This window comes from Stenotrophomonas sp. SMYL86 (genome assembly GCF_036320025.1).
In the GTDB taxonomy this organism is placed as follows: domain Bacteria; phylum Pseudomonadota; class Gammaproteobacteria; order Xanthomonadales; family Xanthomonadaceae; genus Stenotrophomonas; species Stenotrophomonas maltophilia_A.
On sequence record NZ_JAWIRU010000001.1, the window covers coordinates 277,539 to 300,198 of the forward strand.

Annotated in this window: 23 protein-coding genes; 8 read left to right on the plus strand and 15 right to left on the minus strand. The window is 65.7% G+C overall.

Going from position 1 to position 22,660, the window contains the following annotated elements:
- Window positions 1–200 precede the first annotated feature (200 nt).
- Complete coding sequence (locus tag V3B64_RS01240; RefSeq protein ID WP_329913419.1) at window positions 201–842, minus strand: helix-turn-helix domain-containing protein; 642 nt, start codon at window positions 840–842, stop codon at window positions 201–203.
- Window positions 843–965: 123 nt separating this feature from the next.
- On the opposite strand from V3B64_RS01240, the gene V3B64_RS01245 reads away from it, so the two are divergent.
- Both V3B64_RS01245 and V3B64_RS01250 read left to right on the plus strand, forming a co-directional pair.
- Window positions 966–3,254, plus strand: coding sequence for a TonB-dependent receptor (locus V3B64_RS01245; RefSeq protein WP_329913420.1), 2,289 nt, complete (start codon window positions 966–968; stop codon window positions 3,252–3,254).
- Between the two features lie 17 nt (window positions 3,255–3,271).
- Complete coding sequence (locus V3B64_RS01250; protein WP_329913421.1) at window positions 3,272–4,177, plus strand: tyrosine-protein phosphatase; 906 nt, start codon at window positions 3,272–3,274, stop codon at window positions 4,175–4,177.
- Window positions 4,178–4,231: 54 nt separating this feature from the next.
- Here V3B64_RS01250 and V3B64_RS01255 read toward each other — a convergent pair whose 3' ends face one another.
- The 4 genes from V3B64_RS01255 to V3B64_RS01270 form a co-directional block, all read right to left on the minus strand.
- Complete coding sequence (locus V3B64_RS01255; RefSeq protein WP_329913422.1) at window positions 4,232–5,896, minus strand: tyrosinase family protein; 1,665 nt, start codon at window positions 5,894–5,896, stop codon at window positions 4,232–4,234.
- 276 nt (window positions 5,897–6,172) lie between these two features.
- A complete protein-coding gene (locus V3B64_RS01260; RefSeq protein WP_032127215.1) occupies window positions 6,173–6,430 on the minus strand; it encodes a hypothetical protein in 258 nt (85 codons plus the stop codon).
- Window positions 6,427–7,779 carry a membrane protein gene (locus V3B64_RS01265; RefSeq protein WP_049461047.1) on the minus strand — a complete coding sequence of 451 codons (1,353 nt, stop codon included), beginning with the start codon at window positions 7,777–7,779 and terminating at the stop codon, window positions 6,427–6,429. Before V3B64_RS01265 ends, V3B64_RS01260 begins: the two co-directional genes overlap by 4 nt.
- Before the next feature lie 20 nt (window positions 7,780–7,799).
- On the minus strand, window positions 7,800–8,939 hold the full coding sequence (locus tag V3B64_RS01270) for an SPFH domain-containing protein (protein WP_049401484.1): 1,140 nt from the start codon (window positions 8,937–8,939) through the stop codon (window positions 7,800–7,802).
- Window positions 8,940–9,161: 222 nt separating this feature from the next.
- Here V3B64_RS01270 and V3B64_RS01275 point away from each other — a divergent pair, with 222 nt between their 5' ends.
- Window positions 9,162–10,517, plus strand: a complete 1,356-nt coding sequence (locus V3B64_RS01275) for a hypothetical protein (RefSeq protein WP_197615903.1) — start codon at window positions 9,162–9,164, stop codon at window positions 10,515–10,517.
- A 12-nt stretch (window positions 10,518–10,529) separates the two neighbouring features.
- Here V3B64_RS01275 and V3B64_RS01280 read toward each other — a convergent pair whose 3' ends face one another.
- From V3B64_RS01280 to V3B64_RS01305, 6 genes are all read right to left on the minus strand, one after another.
- Window positions 10,530–11,822: a transporter gene (locus V3B64_RS01280; RefSeq protein ID WP_329913423.1), complete on the minus strand. Its 1,293-nt coding sequence runs from the start codon at window positions 11,820–11,822 to the stop codon at window positions 10,530–10,532.
- A 46-nt stretch (window positions 11,823–11,868) separates the two neighbouring features.
- Entirely contained in the window at window positions 11,869–12,618 is a 750-nt protein-coding gene (locus tag V3B64_RS01285) for a hypothetical protein (protein WP_125894789.1), read from the minus strand.
- 13 nt (window positions 12,619–12,631) lie between these two features.
- Window positions 12,632–13,336 carry a C39 family peptidase gene (locus V3B64_RS01290; protein WP_032127221.1) on the minus strand — a complete coding sequence of 235 codons (705 nt, stop codon included), beginning with the start codon at window positions 13,334–13,336 and terminating at the stop codon, window positions 12,632–12,634.
- Between the two features lie 99 nt (window positions 13,337–13,435).
- A complete protein-coding gene (locus V3B64_RS01295; protein ID WP_012511147.1) occupies window positions 13,436–14,752 on the minus strand; it encodes a hypothetical protein in 1,317 nt (438 codons plus the stop codon).
- Window positions 14,753–14,795: 43 nt separating this feature from the next.
- A complete protein-coding gene (locus tag V3B64_RS01300) occupies window positions 14,796–15,413 on the minus strand; it encodes a hypothetical protein (protein WP_329913424.1) in 618 nt (205 codons plus the stop codon).
- A complete protein-coding gene (locus tag V3B64_RS01305; protein ID WP_164079503.1) occupies window positions 15,410–15,940 on the minus strand; it encodes a hypothetical protein in 531 nt (176 codons plus the stop codon). Before V3B64_RS01305 ends, V3B64_RS01300 begins: the two co-directional genes overlap by 4 nt.
- Before the next feature lie 396 nt (window positions 15,941–16,336).
- On the opposite strand from V3B64_RS01305, the gene V3B64_RS01310 reads away from it, so the two are divergent.
- A complete protein-coding gene (locus tag V3B64_RS01310) occupies window positions 16,337–17,692 on the plus strand; it encodes a sigma-54 dependent transcriptional regulator (RefSeq protein WP_107431931.1) in 1,356 nt (451 codons plus the stop codon).
- Here V3B64_RS01310 and V3B64_RS01315 read toward each other — a convergent pair whose 3' ends face one another.
- The 4 genes from V3B64_RS01315 to V3B64_RS01330 all read right to left on the minus strand — a co-directional run bounded on the left by V3B64_RS01315 (window position 17,693) and on the right by V3B64_RS01330 (window position 20,517).
- Window positions 17,693–18,001: a hypothetical protein gene (locus tag V3B64_RS01315; RefSeq protein ID WP_329913425.1), complete on the minus strand. Its 309-nt coding sequence runs from the start codon at window positions 17,999–18,001 to the stop codon at window positions 17,693–17,695. It lies immediately after the preceding gene.
- Window positions 17,994–18,416, minus strand: coding sequence for a hypothetical protein (locus V3B64_RS01320; protein ID WP_329913426.1), 423 nt, complete (start codon window positions 18,414–18,416; stop codon window positions 17,994–17,996). Before V3B64_RS01320 ends, V3B64_RS01315 begins: the two co-directional genes overlap by 8 nt.
- Before the next feature lie 182 nt (window positions 18,417–18,598).
- Window positions 18,599–19,480 carry a PD40 domain-containing protein gene (locus V3B64_RS01325; RefSeq protein WP_121503350.1) on the minus strand — a complete coding sequence of 294 codons (882 nt, stop codon included), beginning with the start codon at window positions 19,478–19,480 and terminating at the stop codon, window positions 18,599–18,601.
- The gene (locus V3B64_RS01330) at window positions 19,477–20,517 is read right to left on the minus strand and encodes a hypothetical protein (RefSeq protein WP_329913427.1); all 1,041 of its coding nucleotides are present in this window, start codon (window positions 20,515–20,517) and stop codon (window positions 19,477–19,479) included. The genes V3B64_RS01325 and V3B64_RS01330 overlap by 4 nt, the downstream gene beginning before the upstream one ends.
- A gap of 91 nt (window positions 20,518–20,608) precedes the next feature.
- On the opposite strand from V3B64_RS01330, the gene V3B64_RS01335 reads away from it, so the two are divergent.
- Genes V3B64_RS01335 through V3B64_RS01350 form a run of 4 tightly spaced genes read left to right on the plus strand, consistent with a single transcriptional unit; the run spans window position 20,609 to window position 22,656 of the window.
- Complete coding sequence (locus V3B64_RS01335) at window positions 20,609–21,535, plus strand: LysR substrate-binding domain-containing protein (protein ID WP_329913428.1); 927 nt, start codon at window positions 20,609–20,611, stop codon at window positions 21,533–21,535.
- Window positions 21,532–21,993: an AraC family transcriptional regulator gene (locus V3B64_RS01340; RefSeq protein ID WP_329913429.1), complete on the plus strand. Its 462-nt coding sequence runs from the start codon at window positions 21,532–21,534 to the stop codon at window positions 21,991–21,993. The genes V3B64_RS01335 and V3B64_RS01340 overlap by 4 nt, the downstream gene beginning before the upstream one ends.
- A 10-nt stretch (window positions 21,994–22,003) precedes the next feature.
- On the plus strand, window positions 22,004–22,429 hold the full coding sequence (locus V3B64_RS01345; RefSeq protein WP_329913430.1) for a VOC family protein: 426 nt from the start codon (window positions 22,004–22,006) through the stop codon (window positions 22,427–22,429).
- Window positions 22,426–22,656 carry a hypothetical protein gene (locus V3B64_RS01350; protein WP_329913431.1) on the plus strand — a complete coding sequence of 77 codons (231 nt, stop codon included), beginning with the start codon at window positions 22,426–22,428 and terminating at the stop codon, window positions 22,654–22,656. The genes V3B64_RS01345 and V3B64_RS01350 overlap by 4 nt, the downstream gene beginning before the upstream one ends.
- The last annotated feature ends 4 nt before the right edge of the window (window positions 22,657–22,660 follow it).

The window sequence follows — 22,660 nt, forward strand, 5'->3', positions numbered from 1 at the left end:
GTGGGCCGCACGTGGGTCGAGCCAAAACGTGACGGCGGTCGCGGACGTGCAGCGCGTGTCGAACGACGGGGTAACGACGGGGTAGTGGGGGGGGGGGGGGGGGCCCGCCCGGGGCGGGGGGGGGGGGGGCCCCCGGGGCGGGCGCGGCGGCGGCAACTGGGTGACGCCGGGGTACTGCAGATGCCGGCCAGCGGCCGGCACTACCCCATCACACGACCAATCGCATCGGCCAGCAGCGCCCGCACCCGTTCCGGCGGCAGGTCGGGATCGCGCACGGCGCGCATGGCCAGACCTTCCACCAGCAGCCGCAGCAGCAGGGTTCGGCTGGCAATCCGCTCTTCGTCCACGACGCGGCCCAGATTGACGTCACGCTGGCGCAGCCAGGCATGGATCGCGGCGCTGGTCTGCTTGTCATGGGTACGCAGCACCTCGGCCAGCACGGGGTCGCGGTGTGCCTCGGCGTTGATTTCCGCATACAGCGCCACGCTGGCAATGGCATTGCCGTGGATCGGCAGCACCTCGCCGCGTGCCCATTGCTGGTAGCACTCCAGCAGCCCATCAATCAGATCGGACGCCACCGGCATCTCGCTGATCGAGGCCTGGTCGTGGCGCAGTTGGCGCTCGATCAGGGCCAGGATCAGGGCGCGCTTGTTGGCGAAATAGCGGTACATCAGCCCCTGGCTGATCTCGGCCTCGGCAGCGATATCGCCGATCGAACCGGCATGGAAACCGCGGGTGATGAAGCACTTCTGGGCAGCATCGAGGATGCGCCGGCGCTGGGCTTCGGCATGGGCGGCGGCTTGGGCGTCAGCGGGTGCGGCTAGGGCGGTTTTCGGCGTCATTGCATGAAGTCGGGGCGTCCAGAGGCGGGATAGTACGTCACAAAAGGTGTGAATGAACGGTCATTCATTTGTAATTCCCTCCTCCCAGACTGCGCCGGCCTTCTCCTTCCGCGAATGAGTCCGATGCGCCACGCCCTGCTGCACCGCCCGCTGCTCACCCTTGCCATTGCCGCCGCACTGCCGGCGCTGGCCCATGCCGAAGACAGTCCCAGCGCCGACGCCGAGGCATCCGCCGATGCCGCGCGCACCGTGGTCGCCCTTGACCAGGTGATGGTGACCGCGCAGAAACGCGCCACCAACCTGCAGGAGACCCCGATCTCGGTATCGGTGGTCGATGCCGAAGCGCTGAAGGACCGAAGCGCGATTTCGCTGGGCAGCTTGTCCGATGGCTCCATCCCATCACTGCGGGTCACGCCGTTCGCTACCCGCAGTTCTGCGCTGAACATCGGCATCCGTGGCATCGGTGCCTCCGGCGACGCCAACCAACCGGCCCGCGATGCCGGCGTCGGCATCTACGTCGACGGGGTGTTCATGGGCCGCGCGCAGGGCCTGGGCAGCATGCTCTACGACGTGGAGCGCATCGAAGTGCTGAAGGGGCCGCAGGGCACGCTGTTCGGCCGCAATACCGAAGGCGGCGCGGTGAGCATCGTCACCAAGGCGCCGACCGGCGAGTTTGGCGGCAACGTCAGCGTCGGCGTGTCCAACTTCAGCGGCTACAACAGTGCGCTGCACCTGGATCTGCCCAAGGTGGGCGATGTCAGCTTCAAGATCGACGCCGTGCAGGCCAAGCGTGGCGGCACCACCGACAACCCGATGCGCGGCGAGCGCGATTTCAACAGCTACGACAAGCGTGGCGCACGCCTGACCGCGCTGTGGCAGCCCCGTGATGACTTCTCGCTGCTGTATGCGTTCGATCGTTCCTTCGATGCCACCACGCCCTATCACACGCAGGTGCTGGTGCCGGGTGCCTACTTGAGCCCGCTGCAAAAGGTCGGCGCCAGCCAGGATCGCCGCGACAGCGCCATCCTCGGCGGCCCGCAGGAAGACAATACCGGCCGCACCAGTGGCCATCTGTTGAACCTGTCGTGGACGCTGAACGACAACCTGGAATTGAAGTCGATCAGTTCATACCGCGAACTCACCCAGGGCCAGTTCGACATGGGCCTGGTTGACGCGATCTCGGCGTACGGTGGTGCAGGAACGCCGTTCGGTCGCTACAGCCTGGCCCAGGTCTACCAGCACCAGTACAGCCAGGAATTCCAGCTCATCGGCAACACCTCGCAGGTGCAGTTCCTCGGTGGCGCGTTCTACTACCACGAGACCGCCGGTGACAATGCGCAGACCCCGAACATGCTGGTGTGGGGGCCGGGTGGCAACAGCTACACCGTGAATCCGGCGACCAACCCGCTGGATCTCTCGCGGGTACGCATCGATCGCGCCAGCAAGGCCTGGACCGACAGCCTGGGCGTCTTCGGCCAGGCCACGTGGACCCCGGAAGCGATGCAGCGGCTGCACCTGACAGCGGGTGGCCGCTATACCCGCGATGACAAGAAGGGCAGCCTGTACATCGTCAATGGTGCGGCGACCAACCTTGCGTTCAAGGATCGCTGGAGCCGTTTCGACCCGATGGTCAATATCGCCTACGACCTCGGCGAGCACGCGATGGTCTATGCCAAGTACAGCACCGGCTTCAAGGCCGGCGGTGCCAACTCGCGCTCGACCAACTACAGCGCGTTCGGTCCTGAAGAAGTGACGGCCTATGAGCTGGGCTTCAAATCGCAGTTCTGGGACAACCGCGCGCGCCTGAACCTGGCGGTGTTCGATTCGACCATCGCGCAAAAGCAGATGGACTTCTCGCTGCCGTTCGACCCGAACAGTGGCGAGACCCGCACCACCATGGTCACCACCAATGCATTGAGCGATGGCAAGTCGCGCGGCGCGGAGCTGGAGTTCAACGTGATGCCGGTGGACAACCTCACCCTCGGCCTCAACTACGCCTATACGAAGATCGACGCGCAGACCGCGACGGACCCGTTCGGTGCAGGGGTGCAGGTAACGGTCCAGCCGCTGCTGGCGCCGAAGAACGCCGGCAGCCTGTCGGTCGACTACCTGGTGGCGTTCGCGAACTTCTCGGCACTGAAGTTCCATGTGGACGGCAACTGGTCCGATGGCTACTACACCAGCGAGTACGACCAGATGCTGACCGACAGCTCGTTCGTGGTGAACGCACGGGTGGCGCTGGTGGATGTGCCGGTCAACAGCACTGGCACCACCATGTCGTTCTCGTTGTGGGCACGCAACCTGCTCGATGAGCAGCACCTGTTCTACAAGATCAACAGCGCGGCGCTGGGCCAGAGCGGCATCTTCAACGACCCGCGTACCTTCGGCCTGGAAATGGCCGTCAACTTCTGATTCGAACGGAGAATTCCATGAAGCACCGCTCTACCGAACTTGTCCTGGCCGTGATGCTCAGCCTGCCGATGGCCGCGACGGCTGTTGCCGCTGATGCGCCGCAGGCCGCCGCCGCGAAGCCGACGGCCGTTGCGAACGTGAAGCCCGTCGCTGCCGATGCGCAGCGCGTGATCCCGCTGCAGGGCGCCTGGAATGTGCGTACCTTCGCTGGCCTGCAGGGCAGCAAAGGGCCGATTCCCGCCGATGCCTTCGTGCGCACCGCCGACCTCGGCCGCCTGACCGATGTCGACCGTGATGCACTGGCGGCGGCCGGCGTGAAGCTGGATATCGACCTGCGTACCGCCGATGAAGAGGCGCAGTCGCCGGACCTGCTGGCCAAGGATGATCGCTTTGCCTACCAGCGCATTTCGCTGATGGGCACCGACAAGATGGACCTGCAGAAGATGATGACCAGTTTCCCGGATTCGCTGGGCGAAGCCTATGTGCAGTGGCTGGGCCACAGCCAGCCGCAGTTCAAGCAGGTGTTCCAGCGCATCGCCGCGCAGCAGGACGGTGCCGTGCTGTTCCATTGCACGGCCGGCAAGGACCGCACCGGCATCATCGCTGGCCTGCTGCTGGACCTGGCGGGCGTGCCGAAGGCCGAGATCGTGCACAACTACGCGATCTCCGCGCACTACCTGGAAGGGCAGCCGAAGGACAGCGCGATGAACGCGCAGATCATGGCGCTGGTCAAGCAGAATCCCGAGATCGCCCGCAAGATGGCCGGTATGGCCGGTATGGCCGGTACCGCACCGGACAACATGGAACAGTTCCTGGCGGCACTGCACAGCCAGTACGGTGGTGCGGAAGGGTACCTGAAGTCGATCGGGGTTAGCGAACAGGAGATCCAGCAGCTGAAGGTGCGGCTGGGGCAGGCAGGCTGAGGACTGCCAGGCCGAAGGCAGGTGCCGGAGAGCGCTGGCACCTGCCGTGCATCATCACGGCTGCTGCGGCGCTACCAGGATGGCGGCATCCAGCACCGGGAATGTCTGCGGTGCCTGGCCGGACGATGCGACCAGGCGGATCTCCAGCGTGGTCGTTCCCCCATCGGCGGCATTCAGCGCCTGCAGGGCCCCCAGTTTCTGCGGCAGCGGCACCGCGAACGTGGTGGGGTGGCTGTGATCCATCCCGGCCATGGTCGGCCCGAAGAACGATACGGTGCCGGCGTAGTACGGACTGTCGGCCGCCACGGAGGCGGTGCCCGCCGGTGCGTTGATCAGCACGTCGAACTCGCGCGTATTGTTCAAACCGCGTGGTCGCTCCAGGGTCACTTCGGCAATCAACTGGCGCGGGCCCGATGTGGTCAGGTGCGCGCGCACCGCCTCATTGGGGACAGCCACGCGGACGGCGCCATCGGAGCGTGTGCCGCGCACCAGCCGCACCGCGCCGCCAGCTGCTGGCAGCGTGACCGCCTCCAGCAGGTCGTTGCGGCGCGCGTAGACGTAGTCGTAGTCGAAGGCCGCGGTGGAGAAGAACGCGCTGGCCGGACGCTCGCCAACGGGCTTGCCCTGTGCATCGACGAAGAACCGGAACGGTTCGTTCATGAACTGACGCCGCTGGTCGACGTTGATGGGCATGATCGGCTTGCCGCGGGATTGCTGCAGCTGGTTCCAGACATCCCACAGGCGGTCCATGTTGGCGTGGTGCAGGTAGAAGATCGGATCGAGTGGTGACAGGAAGTTGGTCATGTTGCCGTAGGGGCCGGGATCGACCGCGCCGACGCCACCGATGCAGTTGTGCACCTTGTTGTGCGGGAATCCTTCCAGTACCGAGAATTTCGTGGCGCCGTCAGGTTGCACCACGTGCGAGGCCGTACGCGAGCTGGTGAAGCTGCGGCTGACATCGTCGTTGTAGAACTCGACCGGCGACAGCCCCGCGTGGATGGTGTCGGGAGACACGGCCGAAGCGGTCTTTGCATCGAAGCCGGGATTCTCGCGCCAGAGGTAGCGGGCGCCGCAGGTGATCGCATAGGCCGCATTGCCCGAGATGCCGGTCTTTTCCGCGACGCTGTAGCCGGTCACATCGTTCCAGACATCGTCTGCAGTGAGGTAGCCGCGGAACTTGAGCTGGCCGCGTTGGCCTGCATCCAGCGTGTCCCAGTAGCGCTGCAGCGACGGGCGCATGAACCGGGTGAAGACCGCCAGGTTGCGCGTATACGGCGCATAGGCGCTGTCAGTGGGCGTCAATACGCCGTCGAACATCGCCGGGGGAATCCGTGGCAGCTCGGTCCAGTCCCAGTAGGGCATGGCGAACTGCGGATCACCACTGAGCGTGCGTATGGTCTGTTCGAAGTAGCCGACATAGCCACGGTGCCAGACGTAGAACCACCAGTTGCCGTGCGGGCAGTCCATCAGGTGCACGAAGGCGTTGCGGAACCAGTTGCGTGGATCGTCTGCCGGCAATGCCAGCATGGCCTTGATGCCGCGTGCGTAGCTGGCCAGCATGCGCTGGCCTTCGGGGCTGGTGACGTTGTAGCGGTGGTAGCGCGCCAGCGCGGCCCTTCCGGCCGGTGCGGCGCCGCTGGCCCAGGCCCCGGGTGCTACCAGTGACGCCAATGAAGCGCTGGCGGTGGTGGCAAGAAAATCACGACGTGTGTAGCGCATAGCCTTCCCCCTGGTGATTGGTTGAACCGCGTTGGGTTACAAATCACTGGCAGGGCCGGCGGCAGCGTGGCGGCCGGCCCGACGGGGACATCCAGCCCCGCCGCTTCCACCGGCAGGTGCAACGATGGCCGGGGTGGAAGCGGCGGTAGTATAGGCATGGCAAACAGAGCTGATCTGCGAAGCAGGCCACAGTCGCAGGCGCGTACACATCCGCCCGGCTGAAGCTGTTCACCGTCGTCGTTGCGGCGTTGTCGATCAGCCAGGCATGGCCTGGCTCTACTGGTCGGGTTTCACCCTTGCCACCCGTTTCCGGTACTCGTACACGTTGTCACCGCGTATGCGCTTTTCCTCGGTGCCGGTGACCCGGCCCACCTGCTGGTCTGAACCGGTCACGGGCTGCGCCTCGATTTCGGTCTCGTGCTCGAAGGAATGCGATTTGTCGGTGTTGCGGTAATAGCGGTACAACGCCCAGTACAGCGCGGTTGCGCCGGCCGGACCTGCCGCCAACAGCCAGAGGCCACTGTCGTCGCTCATGTCGATGCCACCAGGAAGGCAATTGCGAGGGCTTCAATGACGGTGCCGGTGGCAAGGGCCGCCAGCAGCATCTTCCATTGCTGCACGGGCACGCTGCCCATGGTTTCGCCGGTACGGCCGTTCACCGCGATGTAGTGCAGCATGCCGCCGTTCTTGCCAGGCTGATGGTACGAGTACAGCCAGACCGGCAGGTACATCGACACCCAGCGGGTGCCATGCACCTCCAGCTGTTCCTGCTCCCAGCGCACGCCGCGGTTGTAGCGCTTCACCGAGCCTTCCACCTGTGCGCGGGCAATCGACAGCAGCTGGTCTTCCAGCCGCGGCCGCAGCTTTTCCACATCCAGGTTGCGCTTCTCCGAAGTGAAGCCGGCCAGGTAGGAGGCGTTCCATTTCACCGCGTTCTTGGTATCGAACGGCAGGATGGTGTTGATGATGTTGTTGGTGTTGGCGCGGGTATCCAGGTTGCCGCGCTCGGCCGAGGATTCCAGCGGAAGATCGTCGACGGTGAAATCGACCTGGCGTTCGACCTGGTAGACATCGGCGTCGTAGAGGGTGCGCTTGTTCTTCTCGCTGCCGACCGTGTACTCACGGGTCTTGATCTCGCCTTTGCCGGCCACCGCAGCGCTGACATTGCTGTCGACGATCATGTAGGGCAGGAACACGCCCACCACGTTTTCAGGGGTGAACTGGTCCTTGAACGCCTTCAGCGCGAACATCCGGCGCTTGTCGACGAACTGGCGGATGCGCGCGACCGCATCGTCCTTCTTGATGTGGAAGGGCAGCACCGCATCGGGTACCGCGCCATTGGCAATCTGCTCGTTGACGCCGAAGACGTGGCGGCACCAGTGGCAGCGCGCCGTCATCGTGCTTTCGGTGTTGACCGTGACTTCTGCGCCACAGCCCGTGCACTTGAAGGTCATCAACGCCGAGGTGTCGGCATCGATGTCGCGTGCGCCGGAGGCGATGACGGTGCCGCGCAGCTGGTCGATGGCCTCGCCCAGCCCGAACTCCTCCTCGACGCGCGCGCCATGCCATTCGTGACGGCAGTACAGGCAGACCAGGATATCGGTACCGGCCTTGGGCCGGATGTCGGTGGCGCCGCATTTGGGGCAGCGGTTGAGGCCGTCCTTCAGCTCGCTGGCCGAAGTATCGATGGCCACAGGATCGGGCGCTTCCACTTCATCGCGGATCGCCTGCGGCAGCTTCGAGGTGTCCAGCGGGAAGCTGCCGGGCAGGGGAGGGACGTCCTGCGGCGAACCGGGCCCATCCAACGACGCCGCCGGCAAGGGCGGCGGCGTCGCGGGCGCGGATCCGGGCAGCGGCGGTGGGCCGTTTCGGGGATCGGACATGTTCGTTGTGGGTCCTGCTGTTACAGGCCCAGTGCCTTGGCTTTCAGGGCGTCATAGTCGCTCTGGGTGATCAGGCCCAGGTCCAGCATTTCCTTGGCCTTCTTCAGCTTGGCGACCGGGTCATCCGCGGCCGGAGTGACCGGCTGCTGCATGCCACCCACTCCGAACATGCCCGAGGCCATGCCGACGCCGACCAGGCCGGCCGCGCCGCCGTTCTCGCCGGCCGACTGGATGCCCTGGGCGACACTGGCCTGCAGGTTGGAATTGCCGCGCGAACCGGACAACGCATCGGCGCGCTGCACGGTCTTCAGCAGTTCGCGGGTATTGGCGTCGTATTCAATCGAGACGATAGCGGTCTTGACGATGGCCAGGCCACGGTCGGACTTCCACTGGTAACCCTGTTCGACCGCAGCCGACAGGCTCTGCGCGAAGCCCAGCGAGTCCTGCTGCAGCTTGGTGATGCGGTTGCCCTTGCTGGGATCGTTCGTATACAGGCTGAAGGCCGGCGCCAGCGAACCGACCACTTCATTGAACAGCTGGCTGGCCGCGGCGTTGTCCAGATCGGTGAAGTCGAACACCTGGCCCGGCTGCAGGTAGCTGGCCGGCACGAAGTTCTTCACGAACAGGATCGGGTCGACGATCTTCAGCGTGTACGAACCACGCGTGACCGCGCCGACCTGGGTATTGAGGAAGCCGTCGTCCCAGTAGATTTCCGATTGGGTGCCGAAGCGGTTGTCCGGCAGTTCCTTCAGCGAGACGAAGTAGGCCGCCTGCTGCGAGCCCGGCTGGCCGCCGAACTTGAAGCGCTCCCAGCTCTGCTTGATGAAGGTGCTGACCAGGCCGTCACCGGCGAAGATCGACTGCGAGTTCAGATCGTCAGAGCGCCACTCGTAGCCGCCCGGTTCGGCAACGAACGCGGTGATCGCGCCGTCCTGGAACAGCAGCAGACCGTAGCCCTCCGGCACGATGATCTTCGAGCCATTGGTGATGATGTTGGACGAGCCGCTGGTGTTGGAACCGCGGCCGGCGTTGGTGCCCTGCGGCACCGCCGCGAACAGGGCCGCCGTGGACGGCAGGCCCGCCGGCACGGTGTAGAAGTCCTTCCACTGGTCGGCCAGCACACCGCCAACCGCACCCTTCACCGCCTGTACCAGACCCATGACCAACTCCCTGTGATTCGAGGGCAGGCACCATGCCTGCCGAGCTGGACTGAATATAGCAGTGGCCGGGGGCGGCTGTGGTGCCGGTGGGTGAATGGGCACCGTGGAACCTCTGTAATAGTCCGGTCGTTGATTCCGCCGCCGACTCCGGGCCTAATCGGTGGAGGGGCAATGACGTCCCAGCCGACGCTGTGTCGGGTCTAGCCAAGGAGGGTGCAGAGCATGCAACGCCACATATCCGAAGGGCGTAGTGCGCAGTACTACGCGCTTATTGAACCGTTGAACGAGCCAGAGGAAGGCGAAGAAGATCGAGGGGCGCCGTTGCTCATTGATGCGATTCCGGTAGATGGAGCGAAGAACTATCTGGAGTCAGGGGCGGATCTCCCCTCCCTTGATTTCCTGCTGGCATATGCGGAAGAGGGGAGGGGGCCAACCGACCAGCTTCTGTATGAGACGATCCAGCTGATCACACTCTCCGATACTCCCTCCAACGGGGCGATCCCGGTGTCAACGGCCGTTCTGGACGATCGTGGTGACGGCGAGCGAGAGCAGCTGTTCATGACGATTGAGAAGATGTCGCCTCAAGATGTTGAGGTCTGCGGAACAATAGGCAGGTTTTCCGTCGGCAGGCCTGCAAGTGAGGCTGGCATCAGAAAACTGCTGAAGAATGCAGAAGCGGGAGCACCCCATGGCATCGCGATCTATGATGTAGGCCAGGCAAACTTCAACGCGGTTGTCGATTGCAACGAACATCCTCGCCTCTTCTTTGATTTCGGCCGCCCGATTGGGCTCAAGGCCAGAACCAAACCACTGCTTGTCAATTTCAATCCTCTTGCGTTCAATCATGCTGAACCAGTCGTGCTCTCTCATCTGGATCAGGACCATTGGCTGTTTGCTGTGGAGTCCGGTGGGGCGGCCTGGGACTCAACAGAAAAGTACTGGAAAACAGCCCCGAAGTATCGCGATAGTGCCCTGCAAAGGAAGTGGATTGTCCGTCTGCCAGAGGGTGTTCTGTACTGGGGAAGCCACATTCATTTCCTGCGGACGCTAGCGAGTAATGGTTCACTTTTCGTCTGGCCTGAAGGGAGTGTCCACATTCAGGGGGCGAGCATCGGAATATGGTCCTGTTCGCCCTCCGCCGGCTCACCGAACACCCAGAGCTACCTGAAGAACAACAGCTCGCTGGCACTCAGGGTTGAGTCAGCGCGCGCCGTCGCTGTGCTGTGTGGTGACGCCGAGTACGGCTCATTTGACTCAAACGCTTTGGACGGTGTAACTGCTGTAGTCGCTCCACACCACGGCGGTTATATCCAGTTCGGAGCGACACCAAATGTGCGGGGCCCAGGTCGCATGGTCCTCTCGACATATGAGAATGCCTACCCGAGCGTGCCCCATGACCAAACCATCGCCGATGCGCTGAACAACGGCTGGTTCGTAACTCGCACGGATGCAAGACATAGCTGTGGCCGATGCGGCAACGTTCATGGCCACAAGTACATTCCACTCGCTGGAACCCAGCCAGAATGTGGATGTGGAGTTGTCACTTCTGCGCAGATCTGCCTGCCGCACGTGCAATAGGACTCCAGCTGGCTACAACATGTACGGAATCTTGAACGCCAACGTGAAGTCCGGCGCATCCGGGGTCAGCCCGATGCCCAGCAGCGTCACCAGCGTGGTGTGCTGGTTCAGCGCATAGGTCACGCCCAGGTTGAGTGATGCCGCATTGGCATCACTGCCGATCACCTTCATCCACTTGCCGCCCTGGAAGCGGGTGGAAGCGCGTGCGCTGATGCGGTCACTGAAGGACAGGCTCAGGCTGGTCCGCTCGTTGAATGCGAAGGCCACGCCTGCGCCGAAGTACACCGAGCCGCCCAGCTTCACATCGCCCGGGTTCACCGTGTCCGGATTACTGTCGATGTCGTTGAACCCGCGCGGGATGGAGTGCACGTAGCCGATGTTGGCAAACAGGATGGCCGGGTCGGCGGTCTTCACCATCGACAGGCCCAGGTTGGCCTGCCATACGCCATTGCCAGTGGGTTGCTCGCGCGGCACGGCGAAGCGGATGTAGTCGTCGTCATCGCGCTCGATCACCTTCCAGTCCAGGCCGTAGGGTGCGCGCCCGGTGGGGGCGGTGACGCCGGCGGTAAGCACGGTCTCAGGGCGCCAGCCGCGTTCGCCGAACAACCGGTAGTTCGCACTGAGCCCGATATCACCCAGGCCGTTGCCGTTGGTCTCTTCCTGTGCAATGGCGGCCGCTGCTCCGCCGGCGCCGCCCTTCTGGTATACGGTGCGCCGGGCCAGGTAGGGCACGTCCAGGTTGAGCGTCAGGTTCGGGCTGACACCCCAGCGGGCCGCCACGTTGTAGGTCAGCGAGTCGGACTCCACGTTCTCGATGGCGATATTGCCGAGGAAAATGGCGTCCAGCGCGAGGAAGCCGTTGAGGGTGAGCTGCTTGCGGTCGTAGCGGGCGTAGGTGAGGCTGTTCTCGATGGTGAAGCGGCGGGAGAACAGGGCCGATTGCTGTTGCTTCACGTCGTCCACGCTGCGCCGCGACTCCTGCTTGGCCTGTTGCGCCTCGGCGGCGGTACTGGCGTAGCCCTCGCTGCTCGGTGGGACCGCGGCGGCCGCTGCCTGCGCCAATGGCGCAGCCGGGGGGGGCGTGACCGGGCCAACCCGCCCGCTCAAGCGCGCCTGCATGGCCTGGACCTGCATGTCCAGTTCGCGCAACCGCCGCACTTCCTGTGCGTAGCTGGCCTTCAGCTGTTCCAGCTGGTTGGCCAGGGCCTGCACGTCAGCGCCATCGTCGGACGTCGGCGGTGCGGCAAGGGCGGTGCCCGCCAGCGCCGCCAGTGCCAACGGGGTGATCCTCATCAGGGTGTGCATGATGGTGTCCTGCGTTGTGGAGCGTTTCCCCCAATGCCAGGCCCTGTTACTGGCCTGGCCCCATGCCGCGGTTCAACGCAATCGCCTGGGCCACGTTCTGGCTCAACGGCAGGTTGCTGCCCACGGCGTTGCGCACCAGCTCCAGCCGCAGCTGGTTACTGGCGATCTGGCCGTCACCGGCGAGGGCGATCCCCTGGCCGACGCTGCCATTGCGGATCCACTGCTGCACCAGCCCCTGGCCATCCACCTGCAGCAGCAGGCGTGCCTGGTTGCCTTCCAGCATGGCGGTCGCGCTGGCGCCTGCCTGCTGCGCGGTGACGTTGCCTGCGCCATCAGAGAGAACGGCTGGCACGCCACCCTCGCGGACGGTCAGCGTGGTGACGTTGCGCGCGACATTGCCATCGCCGGCCACCTGCACGCTCTGCACCAGGCCGCTGGCGTTGGCCAGGCCGCTGCTGTCGATGCTGCGTCCGTGGGTATCGGGCAGCGGCGCATCGGCTGCCGTGACATGCACGCTGGGCTGGAAACTCAGCTTCGGCGCGCCACCACCACGGAAGTCCATGCCCAGGGTGAGGCTGCCCTGCAGCGTCGCGCCGTTGCTGGCCTGCCACTGCGACACCATGGTGACCCCGAACCAGGCAACGTTGTTGCCACCCACGGTGTAGCGCCCCCGCATCAGGCTCAGTTCCGGGTCCGGAATTTCCTTCAGGCCGCGACCGGGAGCACCCTCTGCCGCCTGCAGAGGCAGGGAAGGGAAGGCCAGCAGCAGAGCCATCATCATCGGTTGGCGGAACATGGTCGAACCTCCTTCAGAACAGGTCGGCGTGGCTGAAGCCGAAGTCGACCAGTTCGGCATCGGTGATCGGCCCTTGCCGCGCGTAGAGCGCGCGGGCGCTTGGCCGTTCGCTGGGTTGCAGAAGAGCGGTGTTGCGATCGAAGTCGCTGCCGATCACCACGAAGACCGCGCGCGATGGCCAGGCGGCCAGGAACTCCGGAAGGGCCAGGCTGCGGTTGCCCAGGATCGGGTCGGCCACTTCCACGATGCCGTTGCGCACCTGCTTGAGCACCACGAAATGGCGGAAACCGCGCACGTCCATCAACACCAGCCCTGGCACGCGAAGGGTGCGCAGTCGTGTTTCATCGATGCGGTAGCCCCGACCGCGCATGCCCAGCGATTCCACGTAGCGCTTGATGTCGAGCAGCGAGAAGCCGCGCTCGGCTACCAGAGCGGGATCGGAGACCCCCATCATTCCCTCGATCACCGTCGCCTCGTCGGTATCAAGGTGGTAGGCGTGGCGCAGGATGGTGGCCAGCGCGGCGGCCCCGCAGCTGTAATCGGTGTGCTGCCGCACCACGTTGCGGTAGCGCCGCTCCTGCATGCTCTCCACCTTCTGCTGCAGCAACGCGCCATTGGGCAATACGCCGCTGAAGCGCACCTCGCCCGCCCACGCGGAGGCGGTACCCAGCAGCAACAGCATCGCCAGCAGGCGCATCGAGAGGCGGCAACGGATCATCACGTTCTCCGGCAGCAGGGGGGAGCCCCTGTCCCAAGGGGGAGGAGGAACAGGGGCTCCCGGGGACCCGGCCATTGGCGGACGGCCGGGGTGTTGCGCTTACTCGCCGCTGCCGCCACCGCCGCCGGTGCTGGGCTGGGCGACGGCCAGGGCCAGGCTGTTGGCCTGCAGGTTGCCGGTGCCCGCAGCAACGTTCACGCCGATGTTGCCGGAGGCGCCGGAGAAGGCACTGCCGGACAACGCCGAGGTGTTGGTGGCGTTGACGTTCACCCAGCGCGTGGTGCTGACCGTGCCGCTGAGGCTGGCGTACAGATCGGCCACGCCCAGTTCGACGAACTGGCTGGTGCCACTCTCACGCGTATCGAAGCCCAGGCCGCCCACTCCCGGCCGGTTGGGGTTCATCGTGGCGTTCTGGATCTCGTTGTCCAGGTCGATGTGGCCGGTGCTGTTGCCACCCGGATGTGGCAGCTCGCCATTCCATGTATCCAGATAGTAGTTGGCCATCTGGTAGGCGTTGCCGGTGCCGCGGTAGGTGCCCGCGCCATAGGCCAGCGTCAGGCCGCTGACGCCGCCACGCATTCCGACCTGCACGGTATCCGTGTAGGACTGCACGAAGCCGGCATTGCTGACCGTGTTGCCGGTGGAGACCTGGTTGGAGCTGATGCTCGACTGCGCCACTGCGGTGGTCGCTACCGAGGCCGCGAGCGCGTTCTTCTGCTCGTTGTTGTTGCCCGAGGCGATGTTCACGCCGATGTTGCCCGAAGCACCACCGAAGGCGTTGCCGCCGAGACCTGCGGCGTTGGTGACGCCGGAGTTCATGGTGGCGTTGCCGAAGCCGGCCTGGTTGACGAACACCTCGGCGTCGGCCATGCCGAAGCTGAAGGACGCGTCGGCAGCGGACAGCGACGCGGCATTGTCCTGCGCGTTGTTGTCGCCGGAGACAACGTTGAAGCCGAGATTGCCCGAGGCGCCGGCACCCACGCTGTCACCGATGGAAGCACTGTTGGTGACCAGGCTGTTGCTGGTGGCGTTGTTGCTGATCGACTGGCGGTTGTCGATCACGGCAATGGCCGCCGAGTCGAGGTCGATGTCGCCGGTGATGTTCGGGTCACCGGAGAAATTGATGTCGGTGCTCAGCCGCAGGTCCTTCTCCAGGTTCACGTCGACGCCGTGGTTGTTCTTTTCCTTGCGTTCGTCGGCCTGGATGTTGCTGTGTTTCTGCACATTGACATTGACGGTGCGGTTGCGTACGTCGTTGTCGGTGTGGTTGTGGGTGTCGTTGCGGGTTTCGCTGACGGTGTGGTTGTGATTGATGTTCGCATTGGCGTTCTGGTTGTCCCAGCCATTGGCCGCAGCGGCGGTCGAGGCAGTGGCAATCGCCATGGCGAGCATGGTCTGTTTGACGGTCGCTTTCATGGTGCCCTCTCTCTCATCAGGTGGTGCATCGGTTGGGTGGTTGTCACGGGCGGTCCTGCACGAATAGGCCCAATACGTTGGCCGTGTCGTTGCCGTTGCCCGCGATCTGATTGAGTTGCAGGACCCCGTCGAATCCCCGCAGTGCGGTGCTGGCTACACCTGCGCTGCGGGTGCCCGTCGCGACGCCGTGACCGGTGTCGTCCCGCCCCCCTGCCAACGCGGAACCCTCGGCGGCCAAGGCCGTATCGTCGGTTTCGCGTATGCCCTGTCGGGCCAGCGTCGCGCTGACGACGTTGAGCGTCGTGTTGGCGATGCCGCTGGCCTGGTTGATGGATGCGATGCCACTGGCACCGGCCAGTGCGTCACCGCCAATGAATGCAGTGGCCTGCAGCGGCCCGGACAGCACGCGGTTGCCCTGCTGCAGCTGCCGCGCATTGATCGCGATGTCGGCGCGATCACCCTTGGCGATACCCCGTAGGTTGGCCTGCACGTTGAGGTCGCCGGCGGCCTGGTTCACGGCGATGGCGCCATTCGTTCCGGCAAGTGCGTGGCCGTCGATGCGGGCCACGTCGAGATAGGCGAGCATGCCGCTGTAGTCATCGGCCCGGGTCGCCCAGGGCGCGGCAGCGAGCAGCAGAAGCAACCCGTGCAGCGCCTTCATTTTCCACCTGCCGGGGCCGTGCCCTGCAGCGGGAACTGGGCCAGTGCGCCGCGCACGGTATCGGCGATACCGCGGGTGCTGCTGCCGACCGCACCGAGCGGTCCACTCATGGCTCCCCCCAGATTGCTGCCAACCATGCCGTCGCCACTGCGGCCCAGCGTGCCGCCCAGGGCCTGCTGGGTGACCCGTTCAACGGTGGTGCCACCCGGCGCCGCGATGGACGCGGCCTGGCCGGCGCCCATGCCGGCATAGTCCTCATCGCTCAACTCGTCCATGCCGGTTGTTGTGCCGCCGGCACCCAATGCGGTGGCGATCTCGCGCTGCGGCTTCGGGTCGGCAATCAGCGCCATGCCCGGCGGTGCCATGCGGTATGCCGGGCGCGCGGATACATCCCGCAGCAGGACGATCTCGCCCGGTTGTGCCTTCACGCCTTGGCGGGCGCCGGATGCGGATGCGCCCGCGCCAACCGACAGCAGGGCCACTGCCAGTGCTGCGGCCAGGCCGCGAATCAGGGTGGAGCCGTCCATGCCGATCTCCCGCGATGGGTGCGGCGGAACCACGCATCAACCGTGCCAACTCCGAAGTGCCCACCGGCCAATGTCGGCACCGTGCCGCACCTGACCGGGCTGCTGCCACGCTGTTACAGGCACGTCGCGGAATTGTTGGGATTTCGAAGCCCCAGGCACCGCAGGGCAAGGGCCGCGGGCGACTGTCGCATCCGTGTTACAGGTGGCGTCGCGGTCTGCAACGGTGCCGCTTCAGCCAGGAATTTCTTGACGCACTGCTCATTGCGCCGCCGTTTAGGGAAGCGCTAGGATCCGCCCAACAAAGGCCGCCCCGGTGGCCGTAGAGGTCCCGGCGGGGGGCGGCACGCCGGTGATTGCCTGACAGTCCGCCGACGGTGTCCGGATGCTGGGGGAAGCATGGCAGCGGTCCCGGAGGCTTCAACGTCACGTTGCGTGCTCTGGTTTGGCGAGCCGTTGGCGAACGAGCGCAGTGCGCTGGCGGCAGCAGGCTGGTATGTGCGCAGCATCCGTCCCGATCCCGCCATGGCGATTGGCCTGCGCGGGCGCGATCGCTTGCTCGCCGTGCTCGATCTGCGTCACCTCGATGCGGTCGCGCTGCAGCTGCTGGTACCGTGGATCGAGCAGCACCAGCATCTACCCTGGCTGGCGGTACTGCCACCGGGTGGCGGACCTGCTTCAGCGGCCTGGCTGCCGTTGCTGCAGCGATGCCGTGCCCGCTTCACGCTGCCGTTCGGCCTGCAGGATCTGGTCTGCGCAATGCGCCAGCAGTTCGACGCAGATGATCCGCCTGTCGACGCAACCTGCAGCGGGCAGGGACCGCACGCATTGATTGGTGAAAGCGCTGCGCTGCATGCGGTGCGCACGGTGCTGCACAAGTTCGCGCCGGTGGAGCTGCCGGTGCTGGTCACCGGCGAAACCGGTACAGGCAAGGAACTGGCCGCACATGCGCTGCATGCGTTGTCGGGGCGTGCTGGGAGGCCTTTCATTGCGGTGAACTGTGGTGCGATTCCGGCCAACCTGGTGCAGTCGGAGCTGTTCGGCCACGAACGTGGCTCGTTCACCGGTGCCGACAAACGGCAGATCGGCGTGTTCGAATCCGCGCACGGCGGCACGGTGTTTCTGGACGAAGTCGGTGACCTGCCGTCGGAGGCACAGACCAGCCTGTTGCGTGTACTGCAGGAAGGCACCTTCGAGCGCGTCGGCAGCAGCCAGCCGTTGCGGGCGGATGTGAGAGTGCTGGCTGCCACCCACGTGGAACTGGAACACGCGGTGGCGCAGGGCCGGTTCCGCAGCGATCTCTACTACCGTCTGAACGTGCTGCGCCTGCTCATGCCACCATTGCGTGAGCGCGGTGCCGATGTGCAGCTGCTGGCCGAACACTTCCTGCGCTGTTTCCGGCAGCGCCACAGCGTGCGTGCGCGCGGCTTTGCGCCGGCCGCACTGCAGGCCATGCGGCGTTTCGAATGGCCCGGCAACGTACGCGAACTGCTGAACCGTGTGCAGCGTGCAGCGATCATGGCCGAGGGCGAGCTGATCAGCGAGCGTGACCTGGAGCTGGGCGCATCGGTGGCGGTCCTGCCTGGGGCGATGCTGCACGATGCGCGGGGGCAGGCCGAGCGCGATGTGCTGCTGCAGACCCTGCGCCAGACCGGCTACAACGTTTCCGAGTGCGCGCGGCAGATGCAGATCTCGCGGGTGACGGTGTATCGCCTGTGCCGCAAGCACCGGTTGGAGCTGCCTGCGCAGCGCTGATCAGCCGGCCGCCAGGTGCTTGAACAGGCGCAACGGCTTGCCCGTGACGCGCTCGATCACGCCCTTGGCTTCCAGGTCCAGCTGCACGGCCTTCAACCACCAGCCGGCGGTGGCGCCTGCCGGGAACAGGGCGGTGGGCAGGTGCGGCAGCAGCGCCTGCTTGGCCTGCGCAACGGTCAACCCTGGCGGTTGCGCAGGCAGGGTCTGCAGCAAGGCATGGCGCATGGCGAGATACTTGGCACGATCCACGCGCTGGATGTGCCCGGGCGTGGTGATGCTCTCGATCTCGATCCGCTCGGGCTCAGACATGGCTATCTCCCGCGACTTCGATGCGTGGGCTGCGGAAGCCCATGGCGATCCACGCCTTCATCAACCGTGCATGGAACCGCAGCGACCGGGTCTGCAGGTTCGGCACATCGTCCGGAAGGACAGACGCATCAGGAAGATCACTGACCATCGTCCGCATCTCCACGGCGGGTCTTGCCGATGCGGGCCACAGCAGGCCATACAGGCTCAGCCAATGGCCGCCACTGAACTCCAGGAACAGCGGCGTATTGCAGCAGCCCGCCAGGACGCGGCGGCTGCCGCCCCTGCTGGACAAGCGCAACGCACGCAGCGTGGAATGTCCGGCGTCGATGCTGACGCGATCCTTGCGGTGCATTACGAAAAGCGTCTGGCCATGCGGGCCCAGTACTTCGGGTGCTCGGGGCAGCGACTGCAGCATGGCGCCGGCCTTGCGGCAGCTGTCGCAGCAGCATTCGACGGTGGCAATGGGTTGGCCCGTGGCGGTCAGGCGGACCTGGCCGCAGGCGCAGGCAAGGGACTGATGGGAGGGCATCTGCATTTTCTCCTGGGGTATTCATCCTCTCGACGAACCGGGGTGCCGGGAATCGACAACATCCGCCTTCAAGGGCGCTTCATCCGGTAGCGGATGCGGTACAGGTCCAACCCTGCACCGTCCGCACGCCGGGCCGAATAGGTCAACGTGCCGGGTTGCGAGCCATCCAGCATCGCGCCGTAGCTGTCGCCGGAGGTTTCGTTCAAGGGCGAGGGCAATGCATGGCCCGCGTCATAACGGCCTCCACGTTCGTAGGCAATGAACTGGCGCACCGGTGCGCTGCCGAAGTCGAGAGCGCGGGCAAAGACCACAGTACGGCCATCCCCGAGGAAGGTGGCATCGAACTCCTGCGCCGAGGTATTGAGGTCTCCGGGCAGTGGCCGCGCGGGCTGCGCCTCACCACGGACCATCGCTGCGACGTAGAGGTCATGGCCACCCGCACCGCCTGCGCGATCGCTGGAGAACAGCAGCGTGGCTGCGTCTGGCGAGAGCATTGGCGCGAACTCATCGGCCGCGCTGTTCACTGCGGGGCCAAGATTGACCGGCTCCCCGAATCGACCGTCGCTCCCCACGCTGACCCGATACAGATCGTCGCCGCCTTGGCCGCCTGCTCGATCCGAGCAGAAATACACCGCGCGGCCATCGGCGGAAAAGGCGGGATCGAAGTCACGTCCCGGCGTGTTGAACGAGACCGGCTTCGCCGGCCGCCAGCGCTGCCCATCGTTACGGGAGACCCAGATGTCATACCCGCCCGGACCGCCGGGCCGGTTGCGGCTGAACCACAGCGCGGTCTTTCCGTCCGGGCTCAAGGTCAGTCGAATCTCGTCGTACTGCGTGGACGCAATGCCCGGAGCAAAGCGCTCGGCCGGGCCGACGATCTGCAGCACCCTGGATGGAGACGCGCAAGGCGACGCAGACACCAGCAGCATCACGGCCAGCAGCGCCTTCATGCCTGCCGCTCGAAGTCGCTGACCCAGTTGGTTTCCCAGCTGCGTCCACCATCGGTCGAGGCCGCCTGTTCCCAGCGCGCCGAACGCGGGGTAATGCGTGACCAGATCACCCGCGTCTGGATCGCTCGTCCGTCGTGCTGGTCTTCGCCGAAGAAGCGACCGACACCGGCCTCGAAACGGCCGAGCAGTGGCGCGCCGATCCGGGTCGGTTCCCGGCCATCCAGCCACCAGCTCAGCCAGTGCCGCTCAGCCGCATTCCAGGCGCGGATGCCCATGCCGCGCAGCGGCGCTCCTGGCACGTCCATCAGATTGTCACCTACGTTGCCGAATCCTCCCAGTACCGGCCAGTTGTGCAGGGTGCCGTTGAACGCGTCCCACGCATCGCTGCCTGCCAGCCTGGCGCGCAGGCGACGATGGCGCACGTTCCAATGGCCCACCAGGAAATCAAAATCGCCCGGTGCATCCGGCAGCTCCGGAAGCGGAGAGGGGGCCGCAGCCGTGCGGCGGAACCAGTTGCGCCAGTTCACCTCCCAGTGCGCACCGGCGTCGTCGGAGAATGCCTGTTCCCACCACGGCTCCTCGCCGTGGATGGCGTGCCACCGGAACCACACGTCGATGGGGCGTCCGTCGATCTGGTCGGTACCGCGAAAGTCGCCGGCATCGCCCTTGAAACCGCCGCGTACGGGGGCTTCGATATGGACAGGATTGCGGCCATCGATCCACCAGATCGACCACGTGGAAGACACGGGATCAAATGCACGCACGCCCAGGCCCCTGTAGGGACCCGAAGGCAGTGCCATGACGTTGTCATCGATGGTGCCGAGCCCGCCCAGGGTGAGCCAGACCGCGCTGGCGCCGGTGAAGGCTTCCCAGCGGGTATCGCCCACCAGCCGCTCCTTCAGGCGTTGGTGCCGGACCTGCCAGTTGCCCTGCAACCATTTCCAGTCTTCGCTGTGACTGGCCAGGGCCCACCCGGCGGGCAGGGCGGTGGACGCGGCCGTGGCGGCCAGGGTGACCAGGAACTGCCGTCGATCCATATGCGTGATCCCCTACCGAAGGTGCCCCCATGGTTGCGGGTACGAAGGGGATTGACCACGCAGATATCGGGGCTCAGGCTAAGCCACACTTATGGTCACCCAACGCCAGCTGCCATCGCTTGCCGCCATCCGCGCCTTCGAGGCGGCGGCGCGGCTGGGCAGCTTCGCGCGTGCCGCCGAGGAGCTCGACACCACTGCGGCATCGGTGAGCTATCACGTGCGGCGGCTGGAGGCCCAGACCGGTACCTGCCTGTTCCTGCGCCACGCACAGCACGTGGAACTGACGGTGGTGGGTGCCAGTGTCGCGCAGGAAGCCACCCGGGCATTCGACGCACTACGCGCCAGCTTCATGCGCGCCGCTGGCATGGATGCGGCGCGACTGCGCCTGTCCGTACTGCCAACGCTGGGCACCAGTTGGTTGACGCCGCGGCTGGGTACGTTCCGCGCCCGCCATCGGCAGCTCCTGCTGGAACTGGATCTGTCGGCAGAGCCGCAGGATCTTGCCGCCGGCCACTTCGATGCCGCCATCCGCAACGGGAATGGCGAGTGGCCTGGGCTGCAGGCCACGCCCTTGTTCCCCAGCGTTTTCATGCCGTTGTGTGCGCCGGCGCTGCTGCCGGCGGCCCGTGGGCTGGGCAGCACCGCGCTGGAGATTCCGCTGCTCGGTCGGCCGGACTGGTGGGCCCTGTGGTTCGCCGCGCACGGGCACCTTCCACCGCCGGCACCAGGGAGTCTGGTCACGCCCTTCGCCGTCGAGCATCTGGATGTCGGTGCCGCGATCGCAGGGCAGGGCATCGCCATCGGTTCGCCGATCCTGTTCCAGGCCGAGCTGGAGAGCGGGCGCCTGGTGCAGGCGCATCCGGGTGTCGCCAGCGACGGTCGCAGCTTCTGGTTCGTGGCGCCCTCGGCACGGAGTGGGAGCGCCAAGGTCATCGCATTCCGTGACTGGGTGGTCGAACAGGCCGCCGAGGCACGGCACGCAGCACGCCATCATCTGGCCCAAGCGGTGACGCCGTGAACCAGAGCCCCGAACTGCTGCGACGCCTGCTGCGTGCCAAGGACCGGATGGACCGGGCCAGCCATGAGGAATGGCCAGTCACACGCCTGGCCGAGGTCAGTGCGGTGTCGCCGGCGCACTTCGCCCGCTCGTTCAAGCAGGCATTCGGGCTGCCGCCGCACCGGTATCTTCTCAGCCGCCGCATCGAACGGGCCGTGGCGATGTTGCGTGACACCGACATGCCGGTCACCGAAATCGCCGTGCAGACCGGGTGGAGCAGCCTGGGCACCTTTGGCCGCATCTTCCGTGACATCACCGGTGACAGCCCGGGCAATGTGCGTGAGCGTGAGCGTGCAGGCCAGGCGGCGTCGACCAGCGTGCCGGAATGCCACGCACGTGCCGCACAGCGACCGGACCTTAAGATCGCAGTTTTGGAGAAGCGTCGCCGCGAGGCGGTTGCTAACGTGGACCCCACCTGAGGGAGGTCCCATGACGAACACTGTGAACACGGTCGGCCTGTATGTGCGCGACCAGGATGAGGCGCTCGCGTTCTATGTCGGCAAGCTCGGCTTCGAGGTGCATACCGATGTACGCAACGGCAGCTACCGCTGGCTGACGGTACGCAGCCCGGACCAGGACGGTTTCCAGCTGGGCCTGTTCGTGCCTGGCCCGCCCACCCACGATGCGGCCACCGCGCTTTCGCTGCAGCAGCTGGTGGCCAAGGGCGCAATGCCGCCGCTGGTGCTGGCCGTGGATGACTGCCAGGCGCGCTACACGCAATGGCTGGCGCTGGGCGTGGAATTCACCCAGGAGCCGATCGAGCGCTATGGCGCCGTGGACGCCGGATTCCGCGATCCATCAGGCAATGGCTGGAAGATGATCGAAGCCCGCTCCGAGACGAGGCGCCGGCAATGAGCCGCGGTGGCTGGGCACGGCCCGTGCACCGTTGGACCTCAATCGTGTTCACCCTGGCGGTGATCGCCAACTTCGTAGCGCGCGCGATGGGACAGGGCGAGCCTGCGGTGTGGCTCACCTACTCGCCGTTGCCCCCCCTGTTCCTGCAACTGTTCACCGGCCTTTACCTGTTCGTGCTGCACTACGCCGGAAGGCGCCGCAGCGCCGCACTCGGCGCTGCGGGCTGAGGCA

What these genes read in the sequence shown, in the direction of transcription:
- V3B64_RS01265 (WP_049461047.1), bottom strand. Translation starts at nt 7,779, where the DNA reads ATGTCCGATCCCCGAAACGGCCCACCGCCGCTGCCCGGATCCGCGCCC.
- V3B64_RS01260 (WP_032127215.1), bottom strand. Translation starts at nt 6,430, where the DNA reads ATGAGCGACGACAGTGGCCTCTGGCTGTTGGCGGCAGGTCCGGCCGGC.
- V3B64_RS01280 (WP_329913423.1), bottom strand. Translation starts at nt 11,822, where the DNA reads ATGCACACCCTGATGAGGATCACCCCGTTGGCACTGGCGGCGCTGGCG.
- V3B64_RS01310 (WP_107431931.1), top strand. Translation starts at nt 16,337, where the DNA reads ATGGCAGCGGTCCCGGAGGCTTCAACGTCACGTTGCGTGCTCTGGTTT.
- V3B64_RS01305 (WP_164079503.1), bottom strand. Translation starts at nt 15,940, where the DNA reads ATGGACGGCTCCACCCTGATTCGCGGCCTGGCCGCAGCACTGGCAGTG.
- V3B64_RS01285 (WP_125894789.1), bottom strand. Translation starts at nt 12,618, where the DNA reads ATGTTCCGCCAACCGATGATGATGGCTCTGCTGCTGGCCTTCCCTTCC.
- V3B64_RS01350 (WP_329913431.1), top strand. Translation starts at nt 22,426, where the DNA reads ATGAGCCGCGGTGGCTGGGCACGGCCCGTGCACCGTTGGACCTCAATC.
- V3B64_RS01275 (WP_197615903.1), top strand. Translation starts at nt 9,162, where the DNA reads ATGCAACGCCACATATCCGAAGGGCGTAGTGCGCAGTACTACGCGCTT.
- V3B64_RS01250 (WP_329913421.1), top strand. Translation starts at nt 3,272, where the DNA reads ATGAAGCACCGCTCTACCGAACTTGTCCTGGCCGTGATGCTCAGCCTG.
- V3B64_RS01325 (WP_121503350.1), bottom strand. Translation starts at nt 19,480, where the DNA reads ATGAAGGCGCTGCTGGCCGTGATGCTGCTGGTGTCTGCGTCGCCTTGC.
- V3B64_RS01255 (WP_329913422.1), bottom strand. Translation starts at nt 5,896, where the DNA reads ATGCGCTACACACGTCGTGATTTTCTTGCCACCACCGCCAGCGCTTCA.
- V3B64_RS01335 (WP_329913428.1), top strand. Translation starts at nt 20,609, where the DNA reads ATGGTCACCCAACGCCAGCTGCCATCGCTTGCCGCCATCCGCGCCTTC.
- V3B64_RS01320 (WP_329913426.1), bottom strand. Translation starts at nt 18,416, where the DNA reads ATGCTGCAGTCGCTGCCCCGAGCACCCGAAGTACTGGGCCCGCATGGC.
- V3B64_RS01345 (WP_329913430.1), top strand. Translation starts at nt 22,004, where the DNA reads ATGACGAACACTGTGAACACGGTCGGCCTGTATGTGCGCGACCAGGAT.
- V3B64_RS01330 (WP_329913427.1), bottom strand. Translation starts at nt 20,517, where the DNA reads ATGGATCGACGGCAGTTCCTGGTCACCCTGGCCGCCACGGCCGCGTCC.
- V3B64_RS01295 (WP_012511147.1), bottom strand. Translation starts at nt 14,752, where the DNA reads ATGAAAGCGACCGTCAAACAGACCATGCTCGCCATGGCGATTGCCACT.
- V3B64_RS01270 (WP_049401484.1), bottom strand. Translation starts at nt 8,939, where the DNA reads ATGGGTCTGGTACAGGCGGTGAAGGGTGCGGTTGGCGGTGTGCTGGCC.
- V3B64_RS01300 (WP_329913424.1), bottom strand. Translation starts at nt 15,413, where the DNA reads ATGAAGGCGCTGCACGGGTTGCTTCTGCTGCTCGCTGCCGCGCCCTGG.
- V3B64_RS01290 (WP_032127221.1), bottom strand. Translation starts at nt 13,336, where the DNA reads ATGATCCGTTGCCGCCTCTCGATGCGCCTGCTGGCGATGCTGTTGCTG.
- V3B64_RS01245 (WP_329913420.1), top strand. Translation starts at nt 966, where the DNA reads ATGCGCCACGCCCTGCTGCACCGCCCGCTGCTCACCCTTGCCATTGCC.
- V3B64_RS01240 (WP_329913419.1), bottom strand. Translation starts at nt 842, where the DNA reads ATGACGCCGAAAACCGCCCTAGCCGCACCCGCTGACGCCCAAGCCGCC.
- V3B64_RS01315 (WP_329913425.1), bottom strand. Translation starts at nt 18,001, where the DNA reads ATGTCTGAGCCCGAGCGGATCGAGATCGAGAGCATCACCACGCCCGGG.